Below are 22,155 nucleotides of genomic sequence, written 5' to 3'. Positions count from 1 at the left end.
CCACGTCAGAGGTCGCGGTGCACCTCGTGCGCGGTGGGGGTGTCCTCGCTGCGCCGCAGGTTGAGGATCGCGGCGACCAGGCCGCCCCAGATCACCAGCATCGCCACCAGCATCATCACGATCGCGCCACCGTCCATCTCAGGCTCCTTCCTTCGCCTGCTCGAGCGGGTTGGGTGGGTCGAGGGCCGTGCCGGGCCGCCACGACACCTGCGCGGCCAGGAAGCCGAAGACGATGACCGCGGCCGCCGCCGCCCAGCCGAAGGTGAGCAGCATCCACGTCGGGTAGCCCTCGTACGGCGTGCGGAGGTCGGCGAGGAAGCCGTCGATCAGCACGTAGCCGAGCGCCACCGGCGTGACCACGGACACCAGGACCCGCCACCACGTGCCGACGTGGACCGAGCCGTTGTGGTTGAGGTGGCCGGCCAGGGTCGGCAGCGCCCGGACGCCCCAGGCGAGGACGAGCATCGAGACCACCGCGACCAGCAGGATCCCGAACTGGTTGATGAAGTGGTCGACGATGTCGAGCACGTAGATGCCGCTGGTCGTGGAGAAGAAGGCCAGGCTGATCACGGTGCACGGCACGGTGACGACGAGTGCGGCGGCCACCCGTGACATCTCGAACTTGTCGCGGACCGCGGAGATCACGACCTCGATCACCGACACCAGCGACGTGATCCCGGCGAGCACCAGCGACCCGAAGAACAGCACGCCGATCAGGGCGCCGGCGGGGGCCTCCGAGATGATCGCCGGGAACGCGATGAACGCCAGGCCGATGCCGTCGCTGGCCACCTCCGAGACGGGGGCCCCCGAGGACTGCGCCATGAACCCGAGCGCGGCGAACACGCCGATCCCCGCCAGCAGCTCGAAGCCGCTGTTGGAGAACGCGACGACCGATCCCGAGCCCGTCATGTCGGTGTGGCGGTGGACGTACGACGCGTAGGTGATCATGATCCCGAAGCCGATCGACAACGAGAAGAAGATCTGGCCGAACGCGGCTCCCCACACCGACGGCTCGGCGAGGGCGCCCCAGTCAGGGGTGAACAGCGCCTCGAGCCCTTCGCCCGCGCCGTCCAGCAGCAGGGCCTGCACCACCAGGGCGGCGAAGGCGACGATCAGGACGGGGATGAAGACCACGGAGGTCGCGCCGATGCCGTTCTGCACGCCGGCGACCATGATCACGATCACCGCCAGCCAGACGATCACGAGCGGCCACAGGACCCCGGGCACCAGGTCGGTCTGCACACCGGGTTCGCCGGCCTGCAGGAAGTCGCCGAAGAAGAAGCCCTCCGGGTCCGACCCCCACGCCTTGCCGAACGAGAAGAACGTGTAGCGGACCGCCCACGCGATCACGGCGGCGTAGTAGACCGCGATCATGAAGCAGATGCCGACCTGCCACCAGCCGAGCCCCTCCGTGCCGCGGCTCAGCCTGGCGAACGACAGCGGGGCCGATCCCCGGTTGCGGTGGCCGAGGGCGTAGTCGAGGAACAGGAACGGGATTCCTGCGGTCAGCAGCGCGACCAGGTAGGGGATGATGAACGCGCCGCCGCCGTTCTCGTAGGCGACGTACGGGAAACGCCAGATGTTGCCGAGCCCGACAGCGGACCCGATCGCGGCGAGGATGAAGACCCGTCGCGACGAGAACATGCCCCGGGTCTTGGCCTCTTCGAGAGTGTCCTGCTCGCTCATGCCCCTCTCCTTCCCTGGCCGACTCCTCAGCGTAGCCACCCGGACCGGGTGGGCGCCGTAGGCTGGCGCCGTGACGGCGACGACCACCACCGGGACCCTGCGTGAGCGGATCGTCGCCGCGGCCGTCGACACCACGCTCGCCGACGGCTGGTCGCAGGTGACGATGGCGCGGCTCGCCGGCGTGGTGGGGGTCAGCCGGCAGACGGTCTACAACGAGGTGGGGGGCAAGCCCGCCCTCGCCGAGGCGATGATCCTCGCCGAGCTCGACCGGTTCCTCTCGATCGTCACCGACGCGTTCGACACCCACCCGACCGACCTGGTCGCCGCCATCGAGCAGGCGACGGCCGGCGTGCTCCGGCTCGCACGCGGCAACGACCTGCTCAAGGCGGTGGTCAGCGCGACCCACGGTGCCGACACCGAGCTGCTCCCGCTGCTGACCACCCACGCCGAGTCGCTCCTCGAGTCCGCCAAGCTGGTGGTGGCCGAGCGGGTGCGGACCTACGACGTGCCCCTCGACGAGCACCTCGACCCGGCCATCGACATGGTGGTGCGCGTCGTCCTCAGCCACGTCATGCAGCCCTCGGGCCCGCCGGAGGAGACGGCGGCCGACCTGGCCTGGATCGCCTCGAGGGTGCTGCGCGGCTGACCGGCGCTCCTCACCGGCCGGCTCGCTCCCGCGCCAGCTCCACCGCCTCCCGGAAGGCCCGCAGCACGTACGGCGGCACGGCGAGCCCGCGGCCGGCCGCCCCCAGCAGGTCGGTCTCCACCCTCGCCACCATGGTCGCGAAGCGGTCGAGGTCGCGGTCGATGCCGAGGGTGGTCATCACCTCGCCGAAGTCGGCCAGCTGGTCGGCGTCGTTGACGCCGACGGGTCCGAACGACAGGGCCCGGAGCCGGCGTACGAGCCACAGCTGCCAGGCCGCGAGCTGTCCGGCGAGGCCCCGCGCCGACATCACGTAGAACGCGTGGTGACCGGGCTCCTGCGCGCGGATCGGGGCGACCACGGTCTCGGCCACGGCGTGCTCGCCCAGCTCGTGGAGCCCGTCGTGCAGCAGGCCGTAGGCGAGCACCGCCGAGCGTTCCGTGGCCTGCCCGGTGAGGTAGTAGAGCATCCTGGAGACGTCCTGGACGGCGGGGATCCGCCCGAGCGCACCGAGGAGCCGCAACCTGGCCGAGACCGTGGTCAGGTCGGTCTCCGCGGGCGGGCGCCCGAGCTCGACCTGCAGCCGGTCCAGGATCTGGCCGTGCCGGACCTCCTGGGGCTGCCACACGTCGGCGTAGAAGTGTCGGTCGACCTCGGGCGGGTCGGGCAGCATCGTGGTCAGCTCGAGCACGTTGCGGTCCACCTCGAGCTCGACCCGGGCCATGTAGTCCAGGACGTGCCCGAAGCGGTCGTTCGTGGCGGCCGGGTCGACGAGGGTGAGGTCGACCGACGCGAGCTCGATCGGCGGATGCTGCTCGCCCAGCCGGTCGACGTGCGCGACCAGGCGGTGCTCGTTCGAGCGCGGCCTGGACACACAGGGAGCCTACGCTGCGCGTGTGGACGGTACGTCGCTGTCGCAGGTGCGGATGGGGACTCGGGCCGGGCGGGCGGTCATCGCCGCCGCCACCCTCGGGTCCGGCCTCACGTTGCTCGACGGCACCGTCGTCAACGTCGCGCTCCGCATCATCGGCACCGACCTCGGCGCCGACCTCGCGCAGCTGCAGTGGATCAGCAACGGGTACCTGCTCTCACTGACCTCGCTGATCCTCCTCGGCGGCTCGCTGGGTGACCACTTCGGTCGCCGACGGGTGTTCCTGATCGGCACCGTGTGGTTCGCGGTCGCCTCGTTGCTGTGCGGTCTGGCGCCCACCCCCGAGGCCCTCATCGCCGCCCGGATCCTGCAGGGGATCGGAGGTGGGCTGCTCACGCCCGGCAGCCTGGCGATCATCCAGTCCGTGTTCGTCCGTGAGGACCGGCCACCGGCGATCGGGGCCTGGTCCGGGCTCGGCGGCATCGCCGCCGCCGTCGGGCCGTTCGTCGGCGGGGGGATCCTCGAGGTCGCCTCCTGGCGGTGGATCTTCCTCATCAACCTCCCGCTGGCCCTGCTGACCGTGTGGATCGCCCTGCGCTACGTGCCGGAGACCCACGACCCGACGGCGACCCGGCACTTCGACATCCCCGGCGCCACGCTGACGATGCTGGCGCTCGCCGGCCTGACCTACGGGCTGATCGAGGTGGGGAGCGCCGTCGCCCTCGTGGCGGGCCTCCTCGGCGTGGCCGCCGGGGTGGCGTGGGTGCGCGTGGAGCGGAGGGCGCGCGAGCCGATGCTGCCCCTCGGCATGTTCCGCAACCGGACCTTCTCCGCGGCCAACGCGATGACGCTGCTCGTGTACGCCGCGCTGGGCGCGGTGCTGTTCTTCCTCGTGCTGCAGCTGCAGACGGTCACCGGTTACGGGCCGCTCGCCGCCGGCATGGCCACGCTGCCGATCACCGTGTGCATGCTGCTGCTCGCCTCGCGCGGCGGGCGCTTCTCGGCGCGCGCCGGTCCCCGGATCCCGCTCACCTTCGGCCCGGTCGTGATGGGCCTCGGGACGCTGTGGCTGGTCACGGTCGACGCGGACGCGTCGTACCTGACCACCGTGCTGCCCGGGCTGACCGTGTTCGGGCTGGGCCTCTCGCTCACGGTCGCGCCGCTCACCGCGACCGTGCTGGCCGCCGCCCCGGAGGAGCACGCCGGCCTCGCGAGCGGGGTGAGCAACGCGGTCGCCCGGGCGGGGTCGCTGCTCGCGGTGGCGGCGTTGCCGCCGCTGGTCGGCCTGACCGGCGAGCAGTACGCCGACCCGGTGGCGCTGGACGCGGCGTACACGCCCGCGATCCTCGCGTGCTCGGGGCTGCTGGTGCTGGGTGGCGCGATCTCGTGGGTGCTCATCCCCGCGCACGTACCCTGAGTCCCATGCGAGAGCGGGGGACCGGCGCGGCCGTCGTCGTGCTGCTGTGCGCCCTCGTGGCAGCCGGGTGCGGCGGCGACCGGGCGGCACCGGCGCAGCCGGGCACCCCGGCCGAGACGCCGACCGAGGTGCCCGCCACCGGCGACGGCCCGGGCAGCGCGGCCCCGGTCGCCGACCCCGACCACGCCGTCGAGATGCCCGGCCCGCTGAAGGACCGGCTCTACCGGCCGGACATGCTGATCTTCGACCAGGACCCGCTCAGCGACTCCATGGTCGAGCAGATCAAGGAGCTGCGCGAGGTCGCGGCCGTCGAGGTGATCGGCCTCGGAAACGTCGCCATCGAGAACCAGGCACTCACCGTGGCGGCCGTCGACGGCGGCACCTTCCGCCGCTTCACCCCGGCCGGGTCCGCGCAGACCCAGGGCGTCTGGGACCGGGTCGCCGGCGGCGAGCTGGCGATCGACCCGAAGCTCGGCAAGAAGCTCGAGGACCGCGACGGCAACCTCGCCCTCGGCAGCGGTGACGACGCGCCCGTGCTCCACATCGGCGCCTACGCCGAGCAGCCCGAGCAGATCGACATGGTGGTCAACACCGCCTGGGTCGAGGACATCGGCCGGATGGCCTTCGGCAACGGGCTGCTGATCTCGACCGACGCCGACGACCCCTCGACGATCCGCAAGGACGTGCAGCGCATCGTCGGCGACACCGCCTCGGTCCAGGACCTCGACATCGCCTCCCGGCTGGGGCTCGACCCCACCGGCGTCCAGACGGCCCTGCTCACCGGTGGCTCGATCGCCGACGTCGTCGGCACCTTCAGCTACGGCGTGCTCGGCGGCGGGCGGATCGCCCCCGACCCGGCGTGGGTCCGCGCCAACATCACGACCGAGACGGTGCCGATCCTCGGCAACGTCACCTGCCACCGGGCGATCTTCCCGCAGCTGAAGGCCGCCCTCCAGGACGTCGTCTCCCGCGGCCTGGCCGACGAGATCCACCCGGGCGAGTACGCCGGCTGCTACTACCCGCGCTTCATCGCCGGCACCACCACGCTGTCCAACCACTCCTTCGGCCTCGCCCTCGACCTCAACGTGCCCGGCAACCAGCGCGGCACCGTCGGCGAGATGGACCGCGGCGTCGTACAGATCTTCAAGAAGTGGGGCTTCGCCTGGGGCGGCGACTGGGGCTACACCGACCCGATGCACTTCGAGATGGCACAGCTGGTCGACCCGCGATAGGGGATAGCTGGACGCCAGAATCATCGTTCGGCCATGCCAACCGGTGATTTCGGCGTCCAGCTATCGCACAGCCGCGGGACCCGACGGGGTGGCGGCTCGGTACCGTGCCCGGCATGCGAGCCCTCCAGGTCGTCCGTCCCACCGGCCCGTCGGGCGTCGAGGTCAGCGAGGTGGACGAGCCGACCCCCGGCGCCGGCGACGTGCTGGTCGAGGTGCACCGGGTGGGGGTGTCCTTCCCGGACCTGCTGCTGAGCAAGGGCGAGTACCAGCTGAAGCCGGAGCCGCCGTTCACGCTCGGGGTCGACCTGGCCGGCACGGTGGTGGCGACCGGCGCCGACGTGACCCGGTTCGCGGCCGGCGACCGGGTGTCCGGCGTGCTGCCGTACGGCGGTGCCGCCGAGCTGGCGGTGGTCCCCGAGGGGGCCACGTTCGCGCTGCCCGACTCCGTCTCGTACGACGCGGGCGCGGCCATCCCGATGAACTACCTCACCGCCCACTTCGCCCTCGCCGAGCGCGGGGGGCTGCGGGAGGGCGAGACGGTGCTCGTGCACGGTGCCGCCGGCGGCGTCGGCACGGCGGTCCTCCAGGTCGCCCGCGGGCTCGGCGCCCGGACCGTCGGCGTGGTGTCGACCGAGGAGAAGGCCGACGTGGCGCGCCGGGCCGGAGCGGACGAGGTGGTGCCGCTCGACGGGTTCAAGGACGCCGTCACCGGCCTCACCGAGGGCCGCGGCGTCGACGTCGTGGTGGACGTCGTCGGGGGCGAGGTGTTCCTCGACTCGCTGCGGCTGCTCGCCCCGCAGGGGCGGCTGCTGGTCGTCGGGTTCGCCGCCGGCCAGGGCATCCCGGAGGTCAGGGTCAACCGGCTGCTGCTCAACAACACCGACGTCCGCGGCGTCGGGTGGGGCGCCTACGCGATGGTCCGCCCCGGCTACCTGGCCCAGCAGTGGGAGGCGCTGCTGCCGATGATCACCGACGGGGTGGTGGACCCGCCGATCGGGGCGACGTACGACCTCGCCGACGCGGCGCGCGCGCTCACCGACCTCGACGGCCGCCGGGTCCTGGGCAAGGCGATCATCCGGGTCCGGGGGGTGACCGGACCGTAGGCTGGGGGCGTGCGCACGCCCCCCGGCGCCGAGAGGTCCGACGTCGCCCCACCGTCCCGGCCCGTGCTGGCGTGCACGCTCCTGCTCGTGACCGGCCTGCTCGCCGCGTGCAGCGGCGACGCCGAGGGCCCGTCGGGCACCGACTGGAGCCCGGCCGCCCGTGAGATCGACGGCCTGACGGTCCTCGCGGAGTCCGACGGGGACGGCTTCCGGCTGCACACCGGCTCGGGCGAGAAGGTGTTCATCCCCGGGGTGAACCTCGGGAGCACGATCCCACTGCTCCAGCCGGGCGAGGTCGGCAAGATCCCCGCCGAGCAGTTCCGGACCTGGCTGGCCGGGATGGGGCAGCTGGGGGTGCGGGCGGTGCGGATCTACACGCTCCCGCCACCGGGCTTCTATCAGGAGCTGGCGGCCTACAACGAGCAGCACAGGACCGCGCCGATCTACCTGTTCCAGGGTGCCTACCTCCCCGACGAGAGCTACATCGAGGAGGGCCGGACGCTCTACGACCAGGAGCTCGACGAGGCGTTCGGGCAGGAGCTGCACGACATCTCCGACGCGGTGCACGGCGACCTCACGCGCGAGGCGGCACCGGGCCGGGCCGGCGGCACCTACGACACCGACGTGTCGGAATGGCTGGCCGGCTGGATCATCGGCGTCGAGTGGGACCCCGCCGGCGTGGAGCGGACCGACGAGCAGCACGCGGATGCGCCGTACCGGCCGGGGGAGTACTTCGTCGCTTCGGACGACGCGACGCCGACCGAGCGCTGGATCGCCCGCCACATGGACGACCTCGCCGGGTGGGAGGCCGCCCGGGGCAGCTCGGCCCCGTTGGCGATGGCCAACTGGCCCACCGCCGACCCGCTGAGCCACCCCGAGGAGCCACGCGAGAGCGAGGACCTGATCTCGATCGACGCGATGCACGTGCTGCCGACCGACGCGTGGCCGGGAGGCACCTTTGCGAGCTTCCACCTCTATCCCTACTACCCGGACTTCCAGCGCTACGAGCCCGACATCCAGGACGAGCAGTGGAACGGGCGCGGCGACCCGTACGCCGGCTACGTCGCCGAGCTGCGCGAGCACTACGCCGAGGAGATGCCGCTGCTGGTCACCGAGTTCGGCGTGCCGTCCTCGCTCGGGACCGCACACTACGGGCCGCTGGGGCGCGACCAGGGTGCGCACACCGAGCAGGAGGCGATGGGGATGGTCGCCGACATGATGCGGATGCTGGAGGCCAAGGGCACCGGGGGCGGGTTCGTCTTCATCTGGGAGGACGAGTGGTTCAAGCGGACCTGGAACACGACGGTCCACCAGGACCCGGAGCGCCGTCAGCTGTGGCACGACCCGCTGACCAACGAGCAGTGGTTCGGGCTGGTCGCCACCGATCCCGACCCGGTGGCGGACGCCGCGGCCGAGGTCGTCGACGGTGAGAACGGCTTCGACTACGTCTACGTCTGGGCGGACGCGTCGTGGGTGCACATCGAGGTGACCCGCGCCGACGGCGTCCCGGACCGGCTGGCGATCGAGGCCGACGTGGTGCCGGGTCCGGAGCGTGCCGACTACCGGATCGACGTGGACACGCAGGCGCGGACCGCTCGTCTCGACGTACGCCGCGAGCTCGACCCGATCCGACTGGACACCCCGGAGCGGCCCTACCGGCCCGACCAGGACGACCCGTGGCACCTGTACTCGCTGATCACCCGCGGTGAGTTCACCTTCCGGGGCACCGACTACCCGGCGGAGTTCCAGGACGTGGGCAACCTGGTCGAGGGCGACTGGGACCCGGAGTCGCCCGACTTCGACTCGATGTCGACCTGGCAGGTCGATGAGGAGCGGCGGACGGTCCGGCTGCGGATCCCCTGGTCGATGCTGGGGATGGCCGACCCCTCCGGCAAGACCGCGCTCGGCGAGGGCACCCCCGCCGAGCTGGTCCCGATCGACGGGATCGACTTCCGGTTCGACGCCGACGGTGTCTCCGAGGAGCTGGCGTTCACCTGGCCGGCGTGGAACTACACGACGTACCAGGCCCGGATCAAGGCGGGCGTGGACGTCGTCGAGGACGCGTTCCGCGACCTCGCCCCATGATCCACGTCCGCTCGCGGGGTCGACGCCGCCCGGCCCGACGGCGAGACTGGCGGGAACCGACCACGGGGGAGGGCAGTGATGGACGAGTCGGTGATGCGGAGCAAGCTCGAGCGCTACTTCGACCACGCGGGGGCCGACGTCGAGCTCGCCGACGAGCTGTACCACGAGGACGCCGTCCTGGAGTTCCCGCAGAGCGGCGAGCGCTTCGAGGGAGTCGCCACCTTCACCGAGTGGCGCCGCCGGTACCCGGTGGCCCCCGACGACATGAGGTGGCGGGTACGGCGGACCACGGTCCGCGACGACTTCTCGGTCGTGGAGCTGTCGGCGAGCTACGACCGCGGCGCGCACTGGGTGCAGGGGGTGCAGCTGCTGGACTGGCAGGGTGACCGGATCGCGCGCGAGCGGATCTACGTGATGGACGGTTGGGAGGCGCCGGAGTGGCGGGCGCCGTGGCGGTCGGAGACCCCCGCCGACCCACCCGGGTGAGGGCGCCGTCGGCGGGGAGGATGGTCGTGTGAGGGAGGTCGACCCGAGGCCGGCGCCGCTGCGCCGGTTCGCCGAGATCGTCACCGCCGAGCGGTTCCAGCGGCTGGAGGCCGAGGCGCACCGCGCCCGGGACATGCTCGCCAGCCGGACGGTGTGGAACGTGAGCTCCACGGCGCAGGGCGGGGGCGTCGCGGAGATGCTGCAGACGCTGGTGGCGTACGGCCTCGGGGCGGGCGTGGACACCCGGTGGCTGGTCCTGGAGGGCGATCCCGCCTTCTTCGCGATCACCAAGCGGATCCACAACCTGCTCCACGGGACGCCCGGCGACGGCGGCGACCTGGGGAGCCGCGAACGCGCGCACTTCGTGGCGGTGCAGGAGTCCAACCTGGCCTCGGCCGTCGAGCGGGTCCGGCCGGGTGACGTCGTGCTTGTCCACGACCCGCAGCCGGCCGGCATGATCGCCGGGATGCGGCGCAGGGGCGCCCGCGTGGTGTGGCGCTGCCACGTGGGTGCCGACGTCGTCGACGAGCACACCGAGCGCGGGTGGGCGTTCCTCCGCGAGTTCCTCGAGGACGCGGAGCGCTACGTGTTCTCGCGGCGCCAGTACGCGCCGTCCTGGCTCCCGGACGACGCCCTCGCGGTGATCCCGCCGTCGATCGACCCCTTCAGCGCCAAGAACGCCTCCCTCCCACCCGAGGACGTCCGGGCGGTGCTCCGCCGGGCCGGCCTGGTCGGCGGGCCACCCGGCTCGGGGGTGGATCGCCGGAGCCTGGCCTTCACCCGCCGCGACGGTTCGCGGGGGGAGGTGAGGGCGCACGCCGGTCTCGTCGACGACGGTCCGCTGCCGGAGGACGCGCGGCTCGTGCTCCAGGTGAGCCGGTGGGACCGGCTGAAGGACATGGGCGGCGTGCTCCGGGCGTTCGCGGAGCACCCCACGGAGTGGGACGACGACGTGCACCTCGTCCTCGCCGGTCCCGAGGTCACCGGGGTGAGCGACGACCCCGAGGGTGCCGACGTCCTCGCCGAGTGCCGCGCGCTGCGCGACCGGCTGTCCGCCGAGGCCCGGCGCCGCATCCACCTGGTCTGCCTGCCGATGGACGACGCCGACGAGAACGCCCACCTCGTCAACGCGCTCCAGCGACGTGCCGACCTGGTCGTGCAGAAGAGCCTGGTCGAGGGGTTCGGGCTCACGGTGACCGAGCCGATGTGGAAGGGACGGCCCGTGGTGGCCTCGGCCGTGGGCGGGATCCGCGACCAGGTCCACGACGGCGTCGACGGGCTGCTGCTCGACGACCCGCACGACCTCGCCACCTTCGCCCGCCTCGCGGGAAGGGTGCTGCGCGAGCCCGACCTGGCCGCCCGGCTGGGCGGCGCCGCACGCGAGCGGGTCCGCGACCAATACCTCGGAGACCGGCACCTGATCCAGTACGGCGAGCTGTTCGCCGACCTGCTGGGTCCGTCGACTCCGTGACGCCGGCGCCTCGCTCACGCGTGGACCCGGTGGTTAGTGTGCCTGCGTGAGCATTCTCGACGACGCACGCGCGGGCATGGACCCCGACGTCCGCCCGCAGGACGACCTCTTCGCACACGTCAACGGACGCTGGCTGGCCGAGACCGAGATCCCGGGTGACCGGTCCAGCTGGGGACCCTTCGTCGAGCTCGCCGACACCGCCGAGGAGCGGGTGCGCGAGATCATCGAGTCCTTCGCCGAGGCCGATCCCGGGTCGCTCGACGAGGACGCCCGCAGGATCGGCGACCTCTACTCCTCCTTCATGGACACCGAGACCATCGCCTCGCGCGGCACCCGTCCGATCCGTCCGATCCTCGACGCGGTCGAGGGGCTGCGCGACGTCCGGGACCTGGCCGCGTTCCTCGGTGAGTTCGAGCGGGTCGGCGGGTCGGGGCTGTTCGGCACCTACGTCGACACCGACGCCAAGGACTCCGACCGCTACCTGGTCAACCTGGTCCAGGGCGGGCTCGGGCTGCCCGACGAGTCCTACTACCGCGACGACAAGTTCGCCGAGGTCCGGGACAAGTACGTCGCCTACCTCACCGCGATGTTCGGCCTCGCCGAGCACCCGGCGCCCTCCGAGGCGGCGGCTGCGGTGCTCGCCGTGGAGACCCGGCTGGCGGCCGGTCACTGGGAGCGGGCCGAGACCCGGGACGTCCAGCGGACCTACAACCTCACCACGATCGCCGAGCTCAAGGAGCTGTGCCCGGCCTACGACTGGGACGCCTGGGTGCGCAACCTCGGTGGTGACGACGCGACGCTCGCGGAGTCCTGCGTGCGCCAGCCCTCCTACCTCGAGCACCTCTCGACGACCCTGTCGGAGGTGCCGCTCGAGCAGTGGCAGCCGTGGCTGCTGATCCGGGTGCTGCGGACCGCGGCGCCGTACCTCACCGACGACTTCGTCGAGACCAACTTCGACTTCTACGGCCGCACCCTCAGCGGTACGCCGGAGCTGCGGGCGCGCTGGAAGCGCGGGGTGTCGTTCGTGGAGGGCGCGGTCGGCGAGGCGGTCGGCCGCCACTACGTGGAGCGGCACTTCCCGCCGCGCGCCAAGGAGGAGATGGACGCGCTGGTCGCCAACCTGCTGGAGGCCTACCGGCGCTCGATCACCGACCTGGACTGGATGACCGACGAGACCAAGCAGCGGGCCTTCGACAAGCTGGGCACGTTCCGCCCCAAGATCGGCTACCCCGACCGGTTCCGCGACTACTCCTCGATGGAGGTCCGCCCCGACGACCTGATGGGGAACGTCGCGGCGGCCGCGGCGTTCGAGACCGACCGCCAGCTCGGCAAGATCGGCTCGCCGGTCGACCGCGACGAGTGGTTCATGCTCCCGCAGACCGTCAACGCCTACTACAACCCGGGCACCAACGAGATCTGCTTCCCCGCCGGCATTCTGCAGCCGCCGTTCTTCGACGCGGACGCCGACCCGGCGGAGAACTACGGCGGGATCGGTGCGGTCATCGGCCACGAGATCGGCCACGGCTTCGACGACCAGGGCTCCCAGTACGACCATGCCGGGAACCTCGAGAACTGGTGGACCCCCGACGACCGGGCGGCGTTCGAGGTGAAGAGCACGGCGCTGATCGAGCAGTACGACGTGCTCGAACCGCGTGACCTGCCCGGCGAGCACGTCAACGGCGCGCTCACGGTCGGCGAGAACATCGGCGACCTCGGCGGGCTCACCATCGGCCACAAGGCCTACGTGATCAGCCAGGGCGGCGAGGCCTCGGCCGAGGCCCGCCGCGCGCTGTTCCTCAACTGGGCGCACTGCTGGCGGACCAAGCGCCGCAAGGAGCTGGCGTTGCAGTACCTCACCACCGACCCGCACAGCCCGCCGGAGTTCCGCGCCAACATCGCGCGGAACCTCGACGAGTTCCACGACGTGTTCGGGACCGAGTCCGGCGACGGGATGTGGCTCGATCCCGACCAGCGGGTCAGGATCTGGTGATCCCCTGACCGGGCGCCGCGGCTAACCTTGACGCCCACCGGACGAGGAGGGGTCATGGCTGAGGTCGTCAAGGCGGTCGATCTGGACGGCGGCGTGCTGGTCGGGTACGACGGGTCGCCGGCATCGGAGGCGGCGCTGCGGTGGGCATCCGGGATCGCCCGACGGCTCGACGAGCCGCTGCACGTGCTGCGCGCGTGGGGGATGATGAACGCCCCTGTGCCCGCGACCAAGCAGGGCGGCTACATCCCGCCGCTGGTCGACTGGGAGGGCGCGGTCCGCGACGAGCTCGAGGCGAAGATCGGGCGGATGGAGCTCGACTGCGACCTGCGGCTGCACGTCGTCCACGACCAGGCGTCCGCGGCGCTGCTGCACGCCGCCAAGGGCGCCCACCTGCTGGTGGTGGCGCGCCGTGGCGCCGGTGGCTTCCGCGGTCTCGGGTTCGGCTCCACCGCCGACCAGGTCGCGCGGCACTCGCCCTGCCCGGTCGTGGTGGTCCCCGTCGACGGCCACGCGTGACCCACGTCCACCCCACGCACACCCAACTCGGCCACCGGGTGCGGGTCGAGTGGGGACCGACCGGTGCGGCGGCGGTCACCCGTGAGGCGGACGTGGCGGTGGTCGTCGACGTGCTGTCCTTCTCGACCACGGTGACCATCGCGCTCGGGCGAGGCATCACGGTCCACCCGTTCCGGTGGCGCGACGAGCGCGCGGTCGAGCTGGCCCGCGAGCTCGACGCCAACCTGGCGCTGCAGCGCCAGGACGCCCGGCTCCGCCCGGGGTCGGTGTCGCTGTCGCCGCAGTCGCTGCAGCGGTCCACCGGGATCGAGCGGCTGGTCCTTCCCTCGCCCAACGGCTCGACGATCTGCGCCTCCCTCGCCGACCACGGGGCGACGGTCGTCGCCGGCTGCCTGCGCAACGCCGGCGCGGTGTCGGCGTACCTCGCCGACGAGCTGGCGCGCGGTGCCACCGTGGCGGTGGTCCCGGCCGGGGAGCGCTGGCCCGACGGGTCCCTGCGTCCCGCCGTGGAGGACCTCTGGGGGGCCGGGGCGGTGCTCGCCGAGGTCGACCCGGCGCTGCTGAGCCCCGAGGCGGAGGTCGCGCGGCTGGCCTACGAGGGCTTCCGGGAGCGGCCGCTGGAGCACCTGCTCTCGTGTGCGAGCGGACGCGGGCTGGTCGACCGGGGCTTCGAGCCCGACGTGGTGCTGGCCGGCCGGCTCGACACGACCGACCTGGTGCCGCGGCTGGAGGGCGGGGCGTTCACACCGACCCGCGACTGATCGCCCGGGGACGAGGCAGACTCGGGCCATGACGCCCCGTGACGCCGCCACCCGCAAGCACGACACCCTCGCGATGTGGGCCACGCCAGCGATCGACGTCTGGGTGGCCACCGCCTCGGCCGACGGTGGCGCCCACCTGGTGCCGGTGTCGCTGGCGTGGGTGGAGGAGCGGATGGTGATCGCCGTGGGAGCCGGCTCCCGCACCGCCCGCGACCTGGCCGCTCGCGGGCGCTGCCGGCTGGCGGTCGGGCCCACCCGCGACGTGACCATGGTCGACGCGGTGCTCGAGCGCACGGTCCCGGTCGACGAGGACCAGGCGCTGGCGGAGGCGTACGCCGGCCAGGCCGACTGGGACCCACGCGGGAGCGACGGCTACGTCTACGAGGTGCTGCGCCCGGAGCGGGTGCAGGCCTGGCGCGAGGTGGACGAGATCCCGGGCCGGACGCTGATGCGCGACGGCGCCTGGCTGGTCTGACCTGCTCACCGCGGCTCCGACCGCGGGATCGGGTCAGGGGTCGTAGGCGGGACGCCCCAGCCCCAGCGCGCCCGGGGTGCCTCCCGGGGACGTCGGTCGCGTCCGGCCGGGAGGTGTGCCATCGCCACCTCCCCTTGGTTTCCGACCCGGCGAGTGCAACGATGTAATCATGATTACCGAAGAGCAGCGAGAGGCGGTGACCGGCTGGTTCGCCGGCCGCCTGCCCGGGGAGTGGACGGTCGAGCCGCCGCGGGTGACGGTCGACCGCGAGGAGGTCACCGTCGTCCTCACGATCGAGGACGTGACCGCCGGGGAGTCGGAGGTGGCGACCGCCGAGGCGCGGGCCGGTCGGGCCCGCGGCTTCCGCGAGGACACCCGCGAGGAGCGCATGAAGATCGCGCGCGAGGCGCAGCACCGCTACGAGCGCACCGTCTCGTGGGGGCTGCGCGTGGGTGACCACGAGGAGCTGTGGACCCACGTCGCCGCGCCCGTGATGACCCGGCTCCGCCAGCCGCAACGCCAGGTGCTCGACACCCTCGTCGAGTCCGGCGTCGCCCGGTCGCGGGCCGACGCGCTGGCGTGGTGCGTCCGGCTGGTCGGCCAGCACGAGGGCGACTGGCTCGCCGAGCTCCGCGAGGCGATGACGGCCGTCGACGACGTCCGCAGCAAGGGCCCCGCCGCCTGAGCCGTCGAGTTGGGCTCGCCTCGGGGTCGAGTTGGGCTCGCCTCGGGGTCGAGTTGGGCTCGCCTCGGGGTCGAGCTGGGCGTGCCTCGGGGTCGAGCTGGGCACGGCAGAGAACCGGCCCGACGGGTTGTCCGGAGCCGCTGGTAGACAGGCCCGGTGAGCCAGGTCAGGGAGCAGGGCGAGGTCCGCCAGCAGGCGGAGGCCCATCTGCGGGCCCTGGTCGGCAGCGATGAGGCGGTCCTGCACGACGACCAGTGGGCCGCGATCGAGGCGCTCGTCGTCGACCGCCGCCGGGCCCTCGTCGTCCAGCGCACCGGCTGGGGCAAGTCGGCGGTCTACTTCGTCGCGACCCTGCTGCTGCGGGCGCGCGGGTCGGGTCCGACCGTGATCGTCTCCCCGCTCCTCGCGCTGATGCGCAACCAGATCGCGGCCGCCGAGCGGGCCGGGATCCGGGCGGTGACCATCAACTCCACCAACGCCGAGCAGTGGGAGCCGATCCACGAGCAGATCCACGCGGGTGAGGTCGACGTGCTGCTGGTGAGCCCCGAGCGGCTCAACAACCCCGGCTTCCGCGACGAGGTGCTGCCTCGGTTGGCGGCCACCTGCGGGCTGCTGGTCGTCGACGAGGCCCACTGCATCTCCGACTGGGGCCACGACTTCCGGCCCGACTACCGCCGGATCCGCACCCTGCTGGCCGACCTCCCCGACGGCATCCCGGTGCTCGCCACGACGGCGACGGCCAACCAGCGGGTGACCGACGACGTCGCCGAGCAGCTCGGTGCCGATACCTTGACCCTGCGCGGCTCGCTCGACCGGGCGTCGCTGCGCCTCGGCGTCGTCCGGCTCACGACCGCCCAGCAGCGGCTCGCCTGGCTGTCCGACCACCTCGCCGAGCAGCCCGGGGTCGGCATCGTCTACTGCCTGACCGTGGCCGCGACCCAGGAGGTGGCCGACTACCTGCGCTCCCGGGGCCACGCCGTCGCGGCGTACTCCGGCCAGACCGAGGCCACCGAGCGGCTCGCCCTCGAGCAGGACCTGCTCGAGGGCAGGGTCAAGGCCCTGGTCGCGACGAGTGCGCTCGGCATGGGCTTCGACGCCCGGCTGGGGTTCGTCGTCAACCTCGGGGCGCCGCAGTCACCGGTCGCCTACTACCAGCAGGTCGGTCGTGCCGGCCGCGGCACCGACGACGCCCCCGTCGTGCTCCTGCCCGCGATCGAGGACCGCGACATCTGGGCCTACTTCGCCTCGCTCGCCTTCCCCCGCGAGCAGCTCGTCCGCGACACCCTGGCCGCGCTCGCCGACCACGGCCCGCTCTCCACGGCTGCCCTCGAGACCCACGTCGAGCTGTCCCGCACCCGTCTCGAGACCATGCTCAAGGTGCTCGACGTCGACGGCGCCGTACGCCGCGTGCGCGGCGGCTGGGAGGCCACCGGCCGCGAGTGGGCCTACGACGAGGAGCGCTACCGGCGGGTGGCCGAGGCCCGGGAGCGCGAGCAGGCGGCGATGCTCGCCTACCTGGACACCGACGGCTGCCGGATGGAGTTCCTGCGTCGCCAGCTCGACGACCCCGAGGCGGCGCCGTGCGGGCGCTGCGACAACTGCGGCGGCCTGTCCCTGTCGGCGTCGGTCAGCCAGGCGGCCGTCGACGAGGCGGGCGCGCGGCTGGCGCGTCCCGGGGTCGTGGTCGAGCCGCGCAAGATGTGGCCGACGGCGCTGGCGACGCTCGGGATCGACCTCAAGGGCAGGATCGCCGACGGGGCGGAGGAGGGCCGGGCGGTCGCCCGGCTCACCGACCTCGGCCACGGCCAGGCGCTGCGCTCGCTGCTGGCTGGCGACGACGGGCCGGTCCCGGTGCCGCTGGTCAAGGCGGTCCTCGAGGTGCTGGCCGACTGGCGCCCGCCGGTCGAGGCGGTCGTCGCCGTCGAGTCGGCCACCCGTCCGACCCTCACGCGTGAGCTCGCCGAGGGGGTGGCCCGTCACCTCGGGGTCCCGGTCTCCGCCCGCTGGGCGATCGTCGACCCCGACGTCGACCCCGGCCGTGGTGCCGCGAACTCCGCCCAGCGGGTGCGCGCCGTCGGACGGCGTCACGCCCTCGAGGGTGACGTCCCGGCGGGGCCGGTGCTGCTCGTCGACGACCAGGTGGTCACCGGCTGGTCGGCCACCCTCGCCGCCCGCGCGATCCGCGCCGCAGGCGCCACCGAGGTCCGGCCGCTGGTCCTCGCCCTCAGCGGCTGACTGCTGCCGTCACCGCGGACGCCCCCTGTCGTCGTACCCGACATCCGCGCTGCTGTTCGGCGCCGGGGACGACACAGATGTCGGGCACGACGAGCAGACCTCAGCCACGGACGCCGGCCTCGGAACGCTCCGGCTGGGCCGCGCGGCGACGGCGTACGGCCGCCACCACGAACGGGACGAGCAGGCCGAGCAGCGCGAGGCACCACAGGATGATCGACAGCGGCGTGGCGAACAGGCCGCTCGCGCTGCCGCCCTCGAGCAGCACGGCGCGCAGCATCTGGACCTCGAACAGCGGGCCCAGGATCAGCCCGACCACCGCCGGCGCGAGCGGGATGCCGGCCATCGCCATCAACACCCCGAGCAGGCCGAGGACGTAGAGCAGCAGCAGGTCGGCCAGCCCGCCCCCGGAGGCGAAGGTGCCGAGGGTCGCGAAGACCATGATGCCGCCGTAGATCGCGTACGCCGGCACCTGCAGCAGCCGCGCCCACACCTTCGCCAGCGGCAGGTTGAGCACCAGCAGCATCACGTTGCCGATGTAGAGGCTGGCCAGCAGGGCGTAGACCAGCGGCCCGGACTCGGTGAACAGCAGCGGCCCGGGCTGGAGCCCGTAGGACTGGAACGCGGTCAGGATCACGGCCGCGGTCGCCGACGTCGGCAGCCCGAGGGTGAGCAGCGGCACCAGCACACCGGCGGCGGCGGCGTTGTTGGCGGCCTCCGGCCCGGCGACGCCCTCGATCGCGCCGTGACCGAACTCCTCGGGGTGCTTGGAGAGCTTCCGCTCGGCGGCGTAGGAGAGGAACGTCGGGATCTCGGCGCCCCCGGCGGGCAGCGCCCCGATCGGGAACCCGAACGCCGTGCCCCGCAGCCAGGCCGGCCACGAACGCCGCCACTCCTCGCGGTTGAGCACCGCCTTGCCGCGCAGCGGAGTGACGGTGCCGGTCGTGCCGCCGCGCAGGGCGTGCTGGAAGACCTCGCCGATCGCGAACAGGGCGACCACCACGATCACCACGTCGATCCCGTCGAGGAGCGTCGGGACACCGAGGGTGAGCCGCGCCTGACCGCTCTGGCTCTCGATCCCGACCAGCCCGATGGTGAGCCCGATCAGCAGGCTGCCGATGCCCTTGAGGGGTGAGCTCCCGAGGAGCGTCGCCACGGTGACGAACGCGATCGCCATCAGGCCGACGTAGTCGGCGGGTGTGAAGCTCACGGCGATGTCGGCGAACGGCTGCGCGACGAAGGTCAGCAGGATCGTGGCGATCGTCCCGGCGACGAACGACCCGATGGCGGCGGTCGCCAGCGCGGACGCGGCTCTCCCGCTCCTGGCCATCTTGTTGCCCTCGAGGGCGGCCACCATCGAGGCGCTCTCACCGGGGGTGTTGAGCAGGATCGCGGTGGTGGAGCCGCCGTACATGCCGCCGTAGTAGACGCCGGCGAAGAGGATCAGCGCCCCGGTCGGGTCGACCTTGAAGGTGATCGGCAGCAGCAGCGCCACCGTGAGGGCGGGCCCGATGCCGGGCAGTACGCCGACGGCGGTGCCGAGGGTGACGCCCAGCAGGGCGAGGAACAGGTTGGTCGGCGTCAGCGCGGCTCCGAAGCCGTCGATGAGCATCGAGAGGGCGTCCACGTCAGAACCCCCAGGGCCCGGCCGGGAGCGAGATCCCGATGCCGACGTCGAAGAGCAGCCAGACCACCGCGGAGACGCTGAAGCCGACCGCGAACATCTGGCTGCGGTGGGGGGCGCCCAGGGCGATGGCGGTGACCCCGTAGAGCAGCGTGCCGGAGACGACGTACCCGAGGAACGGCACCACGATCGCGAACACGACCAGGGCGGCCAGCAGGAGCCCGAGCCGTTTCCAGTCCTGCCCGCTGGTGTGCTCCGAGACCTCCCAGACCCCCATGTCGCGCCGGCCGCGGACCGTGGTCAGCACGCCGACCACGAGCAGCGACCCGCCGAGCACCCACGGGACGGTGGCGGGCCCGACGGCGTTGCCGCCGTTGTCGAGCCGCACCGCCTGGACGAGCACGACGACCGACAGGGCCAGCAGCACGAGGCCGAAGACCATGGTGGCCAGCGCCTGGGTCCGGTCGTCCTCGACGTGCAGCTGCTCGGCGTCCTCCTCGCCCACCAGGTCGCCCCGGACGTTGATGGGCCGGTTCCGCTTCTTCGGTGGCACGGCGTTCTGCTCCTAGAGTCCGAGCTCGGCGATGACGTCGTCGACCCGGTCGACCTCGCTGTCGAGGAACTGCGAGAAGTCGTCGCCGGTCTTGACCGACGGGGTCCACCCCTGGCGGGCGAGCGCCTCGTCCCACTCCTCGCTCTCGGTCATGTCGGTCATCAGGTCGACGAGGGCCTGGCGCTCGCCGCTGGTGATGCCGGGCGGCGCGACGACGCCGCGCCAGTTGGTGAGCTCGACGTCGACACCGGACTCCTGGAGCGTCGGTACGTCGGGCAGCGACTCGACCTGCTCGGTCCCGGACACCGCGATCGCGCGCAGGTCGCCGGACTCGATCTGGGGCAGGAACTCCGAGACGCCGCTGAGGCCGGCCGTGGCGCTCCCCGACAGCAGCGTGGCGATCGCCTCGCCGCCGCCGTCGTGGGCGATGTAGTTGACCTCGGCGGGGTCGAGGTCGAGGTCCTGGGCGACCAGCCCGGCGAGGATCTGCTCGGCGCCGCCCGCGGAGCCGCCGGCCCACGACACGGAGCCGACGTCCTGCTCGAGCTCGGCGACCAGGTCGTCGATGGTCCGGATGTCGGAGTCGCCCGGCACCACGATCACCAGGCTCTCGGTGGTGAGCTCGGCGATCGGGGTGACGTCGTCGAGGGTGACCGCGGAGTCGTTGGCGGCGATCGCGCCGACCATCACCAGACCCATCACCATCAGCTGGCTGGGCTGGCCCTCGAGGTTGCGGAAGTTGCTGAGCCCGATCGTGCCGCCGGCCCCGCCGACGTTGTAGACCTCGGTGCGGCCGACCAGGTCCTGCAGGCTGGCCTGCATCTCCCGGGCGGTGCTGTCCCAGCCGCCGCCGGGGTCGGCGGGCGCCATGATCTTCATCTGCTCGCCGTCCAGCAGCTCCTGGGCGGCCTGGCTGGGCTCGCTGCGGGTGATGCTGACGACGACCAGCACGACGGCGAGCACGCCGGCCAGGGCGAAGGGCAGCAGCCGCCGGACCTGCGAGCCGGACTCACTCATGGGGTCACCTCCGAGACGTGCGTGACGGGGTCACCCTCCCACCGCGCGACGGCGGCGTCCACGGTCGCTCAGGTGGCGGGACGCCCGTCGAGCTCCTCGAGGGTGGCGAGCGAGGGACCGCGGCCGGCCGAGAGGTCGCGGGCGGTCGCCTCGACGTCGCGCATCACGCGCAGCACGTTGCGGCTGGTGAGCCGGGACAGGTCGTCCTCGGACCAATCGCGCTCCGCCAGCGCGGCGAGGAGCCGCGGGTAGCCGGTGACGTCGTCGAGCCCCTCGGGCAGGGTCTCGGTGCCGTCGTAGTCGCCGCCCAGCCCGATGTGCTCGACGCCCGCGACCTCGCGCACGTGATCGCAGTGGGCGACGACGTCGTCGACGGTGGCGGTGGGCTCCGGGTGGTCCCGCCGGTAGGCCTCACCCAGGGCCTGGCTCTCTGCCTCGAGGTGGTCGACGCCCTGCTCGGCGCAGAGCCGGCGGAACCCGAGGTCCCAGTCGGCGCAGGCCTGGCTGACGAACGCCGGGACGAAGGTCACCATGCACACCCCGCCGTTGCCCGGGAGCTGCTCGAGGACGTCGTCGGGCACGTTGCGCGGGTGGTCGGTGACCGCCCGGGCGGAGGAGTGGGAGAACACCACCGGCGCGTCCGTCGCGTCGAGCGCGGACCGCATGGTCGTCGCGGCCACGTGGGAGAGGTCGACCATCGTCCCGAGCCGGTTCATCTCCCGGACCACCTCGACCCCGAACCGGGACAGCCCACCGACGACCGGCTCGTCGGTGGCCGAGTCGGCCCACGGGGTGTTGTCGTTGTGGGTGAGGGTGAGATAGCGGACGCCGAGCGTGTGCAGCATCCGCAGCGCGCCCAGCGAGCAGCCGATCGAGTGGCCGCCCTCGGCGCCGAGCAGGGAGGCGATCCGGCCGTCCCGCCAGGTGGCCTCGACCTCGTCGGCCGTGGTGGCGAGGGCCAGCCGGTCGGCGTACCTCTCGATCAGCCGGTGGGCGCCGTCGACCTGCTCGAGCGTGGCGGTGACCGCCTCGTGGCCCTCCAGGACCGTCGGCACGTAGACCGACCAGAACTGGCCCCCGACCCCGCCCTCGCGCAGCCGCGGCAGGTCGGTGTGGGTCGTCGGCGTGTGACCACCCACGTCGAGCCGGTCGAAGTCGTAGCCCACCTGCGTGCGGGCCTGCCACAGCAGGTCGTTGTGGCCGTCGACGACGGGGTGGCGGCGCAACAGGTCTCCGAGGTCCATGGCCGACACCCTAGGTTCTGCTCTCAGCAGAACCGCGGGACCTGCCGCCCTGCCCGGCCTAGCA

20 protein-coding genes are annotated in these 22,155 nt (G+C 72.8%); 13 read left to right on the top strand and 7 right to left on the bottom strand.

Annotated features, from left to right (window positions below):
* Positions 1 to 5 precede the first annotated feature (5 nt).
* Positions 6 to 137 (bottom strand): methionine/alanine import family NSS transporter small subunit, encoded by a 132-nt coding sequence (locus ACQ1X7_RS08995; RefSeq protein ID WP_432477843.1) that lies wholly within the window; start codon positions 135 to 137, stop codon positions 6 to 8.
* 1 nt (position 138) lies between these two features.
* On the bottom strand, positions 139 to 1,686 hold the full coding sequence (locus tag ACQ1X7_RS08990; protein WP_432477842.1) for a sodium-dependent transporter: 1,548 nt from the start codon (positions 1,684 to 1,686) through the stop codon (positions 139 to 141).
* A 70-nt stretch (positions 1,687 to 1,756) separates the two neighbouring features.
* Here ACQ1X7_RS08990 and ACQ1X7_RS08985 point away from each other — a divergent pair, with 70 nt between their 5' ends.
* Positions 1,757 to 2,332, top strand: a complete 576-nt coding sequence (locus tag ACQ1X7_RS08985) for a TetR/AcrR family transcriptional regulator (protein WP_432477841.1) — start codon at positions 1,757 to 1,759, stop codon at positions 2,330 to 2,332.
* A gap of 10 nt (positions 2,333 to 2,342) precedes the next feature.
* Here ACQ1X7_RS08985 and ACQ1X7_RS08980 read toward each other — a convergent pair whose 3' ends face one another.
* Positions 2,343 to 3,203 carry a GTP-binding protein LepA gene (locus ACQ1X7_RS08980; RefSeq protein ID WP_432477840.1) on the bottom strand — a complete coding sequence of 287 codons (861 nt, stop codon included), beginning with the start codon at positions 3,201 to 3,203 and terminating at the stop codon, positions 2,343 to 2,345.
* Positions 3,204 to 3,225: 22 nt separating this feature from the next.
* Between ACQ1X7_RS08980 and ACQ1X7_RS08975 the strand changes: the two genes are divergently transcribed.
* The 12 genes from ACQ1X7_RS08975 to ACQ1X7_RS08920 all read left to right on the top strand — a co-directional run bounded on the left by ACQ1X7_RS08975 (position 3,226) and on the right by ACQ1X7_RS08920 (position 17,656).
* Positions 3,226 to 4,617 carry an MFS transporter gene (locus ACQ1X7_RS08975; protein ID WP_432477839.1) on the top strand — a complete coding sequence of 464 codons (1,392 nt, stop codon included), beginning with the start codon at positions 3,226 to 3,228 and terminating at the stop codon, positions 4,615 to 4,617.
* A gap of 5 nt (positions 4,618 to 4,622) precedes the next feature.
* Positions 4,623 to 5,849 carry a M15 family metallopeptidase gene (locus ACQ1X7_RS08970; RefSeq protein ID WP_432477838.1) on the top strand — a complete coding sequence of 409 codons (1,227 nt, stop codon included), beginning with the start codon at positions 4,623 to 4,625 and terminating at the stop codon, positions 5,847 to 5,849.
* 113 nt (positions 5,850 to 5,962) lie between these two features.
* Positions 5,963 to 6,952 (top strand): NADPH:quinone oxidoreductase family protein, encoded by a 990-nt coding sequence (locus ACQ1X7_RS08965; RefSeq protein ID WP_432477837.1) that lies wholly within the window; start codon positions 5,963 to 5,965, stop codon positions 6,950 to 6,952.
* 9 nt (positions 6,953 to 6,961) lie between these two features.
* Positions 6,962 to 9,037: a hypothetical protein gene (locus ACQ1X7_RS08960; protein ID WP_432477836.1), complete on the top strand. Its 2,076-nt coding sequence runs from the start codon at positions 6,962 to 6,964 to the stop codon at positions 9,035 to 9,037.
* A 78-nt stretch (positions 9,038 to 9,115) separates the two neighbouring features.
* Positions 9,116 to 9,523, top strand: coding sequence for a nuclear transport factor 2 family protein (locus tag ACQ1X7_RS08955; RefSeq protein WP_432477835.1), 408 nt, complete (start codon positions 9,116 to 9,118; stop codon positions 9,521 to 9,523).
* Between the two features lie 28 nt (positions 9,524 to 9,551).
* Positions 9,552 to 10,994, top strand: a complete 1,443-nt coding sequence (locus tag ACQ1X7_RS08950; RefSeq protein ID WP_432477834.1) for a glycosyltransferase — start codon at positions 9,552 to 9,554, stop codon at positions 10,992 to 10,994.
* A 46-nt stretch (positions 10,995 to 11,040) separates the two neighbouring features.
* Positions 11,041 to 12,984 carry a M13 family metallopeptidase gene (locus ACQ1X7_RS08945; protein ID WP_432477833.1) on the top strand — a complete coding sequence of 648 codons (1,944 nt, stop codon included), beginning with the start codon at positions 11,041 to 11,043 and terminating at the stop codon, positions 12,982 to 12,984.
* Positions 12,985 to 13,038: 54 nt separating this feature from the next.
* Positions 13,039 to 13,500 carry a universal stress protein gene (locus ACQ1X7_RS08940; RefSeq protein ID WP_432477832.1) on the top strand — a complete coding sequence of 154 codons (462 nt, stop codon included), beginning with the start codon at positions 13,039 to 13,041 and terminating at the stop codon, positions 13,498 to 13,500.
* The gene (locus ACQ1X7_RS08935; RefSeq protein WP_432477831.1) at positions 13,497 to 14,261 is read left to right on the top strand and encodes a 2-phosphosulfolactate phosphatase; all 765 of its coding nucleotides are present in this window, start codon (positions 13,497 to 13,499) and stop codon (positions 14,259 to 14,261) included. The genes ACQ1X7_RS08940 and ACQ1X7_RS08935 overlap by 4 nt, the downstream gene beginning before the upstream one ends.
* Positions 14,262 to 14,289: 28 nt before the next feature.
* Positions 14,290 to 14,736 carry a pyridoxamine 5'-phosphate oxidase family protein gene (locus ACQ1X7_RS08930; RefSeq protein ID WP_432477830.1) on the top strand — a complete coding sequence of 149 codons (447 nt, stop codon included), beginning with the start codon at positions 14,290 to 14,292 and terminating at the stop codon, positions 14,734 to 14,736.
* A 169-nt stretch (positions 14,737 to 14,905) separates the two neighbouring features.
* Positions 14,906 to 15,421 carry a hypothetical protein gene (locus tag ACQ1X7_RS08925; protein ID WP_432477829.1) on the top strand — a complete coding sequence of 172 codons (516 nt, stop codon included), beginning with the start codon at positions 14,906 to 14,908 and terminating at the stop codon, positions 15,419 to 15,421.
* A 156-nt stretch (positions 15,422 to 15,577) separates the two neighbouring features.
* Positions 15,578 to 17,656, top strand: coding sequence for a RecQ family ATP-dependent DNA helicase (locus ACQ1X7_RS08920; RefSeq protein ID WP_432477828.1), 2,079 nt, complete (start codon positions 15,578 to 15,580; stop codon positions 17,654 to 17,656).
* Positions 17,657 to 17,756: 100 nt separating this feature from the next.
* Here ACQ1X7_RS08920 and ACQ1X7_RS08915 read toward each other — a convergent pair whose 3' ends face one another.
* The 4 genes from ACQ1X7_RS08915 to ACQ1X7_RS08900 all read right to left on the bottom strand — a co-directional run bounded on the left by ACQ1X7_RS08915 (position 17,757) and on the right by ACQ1X7_RS08900 (position 22,091).
* Entirely contained in the window at positions 17,757 to 19,280 is a 1,524-nt protein-coding gene (locus ACQ1X7_RS08915) for a tripartite tricarboxylate transporter permease (RefSeq protein WP_432477827.1), read from the bottom strand.
* A 1-nt stretch (position 19,281) separates the two neighbouring features.
* Positions 19,282 to 19,830 (bottom strand): tripartite tricarboxylate transporter TctB family protein, encoded by a 549-nt coding sequence (locus ACQ1X7_RS08910; protein WP_432477826.1) that lies wholly within the window; start codon positions 19,828 to 19,830, stop codon positions 19,282 to 19,284.
* Between the two features lie 12 nt (positions 19,831 to 19,842).
* Complete coding sequence (locus tag ACQ1X7_RS08905) at positions 19,843 to 20,847, bottom strand: Bug family tripartite tricarboxylate transporter substrate binding protein (RefSeq protein ID WP_432477825.1); 1,005 nt, start codon at positions 20,845 to 20,847, stop codon at positions 19,843 to 19,845.
* Positions 20,848 to 20,915: 68 nt separating this feature from the next.
* Entirely contained in the window at positions 20,916 to 22,091 is a 1,176-nt protein-coding gene (locus ACQ1X7_RS08900) for a dipeptidase (protein ID WP_432477824.1), read from the bottom strand.
* Positions 22,092 to 22,155: the final 64 nt, after the last annotated feature.

It is taken from the genome of Nocardioides sp. GXQ0305 (assembly GCF_050880345.1).
GTDB lineage: Bacteria > Actinomycetota > Actinomycetes > Propionibacteriales > Nocardioidaceae > Nocardioides.
The sequence above is the reverse complement of the archived record's forward strand: the minus strand, read 5'-3'. Positions and strand labels throughout refer to the sequence as shown.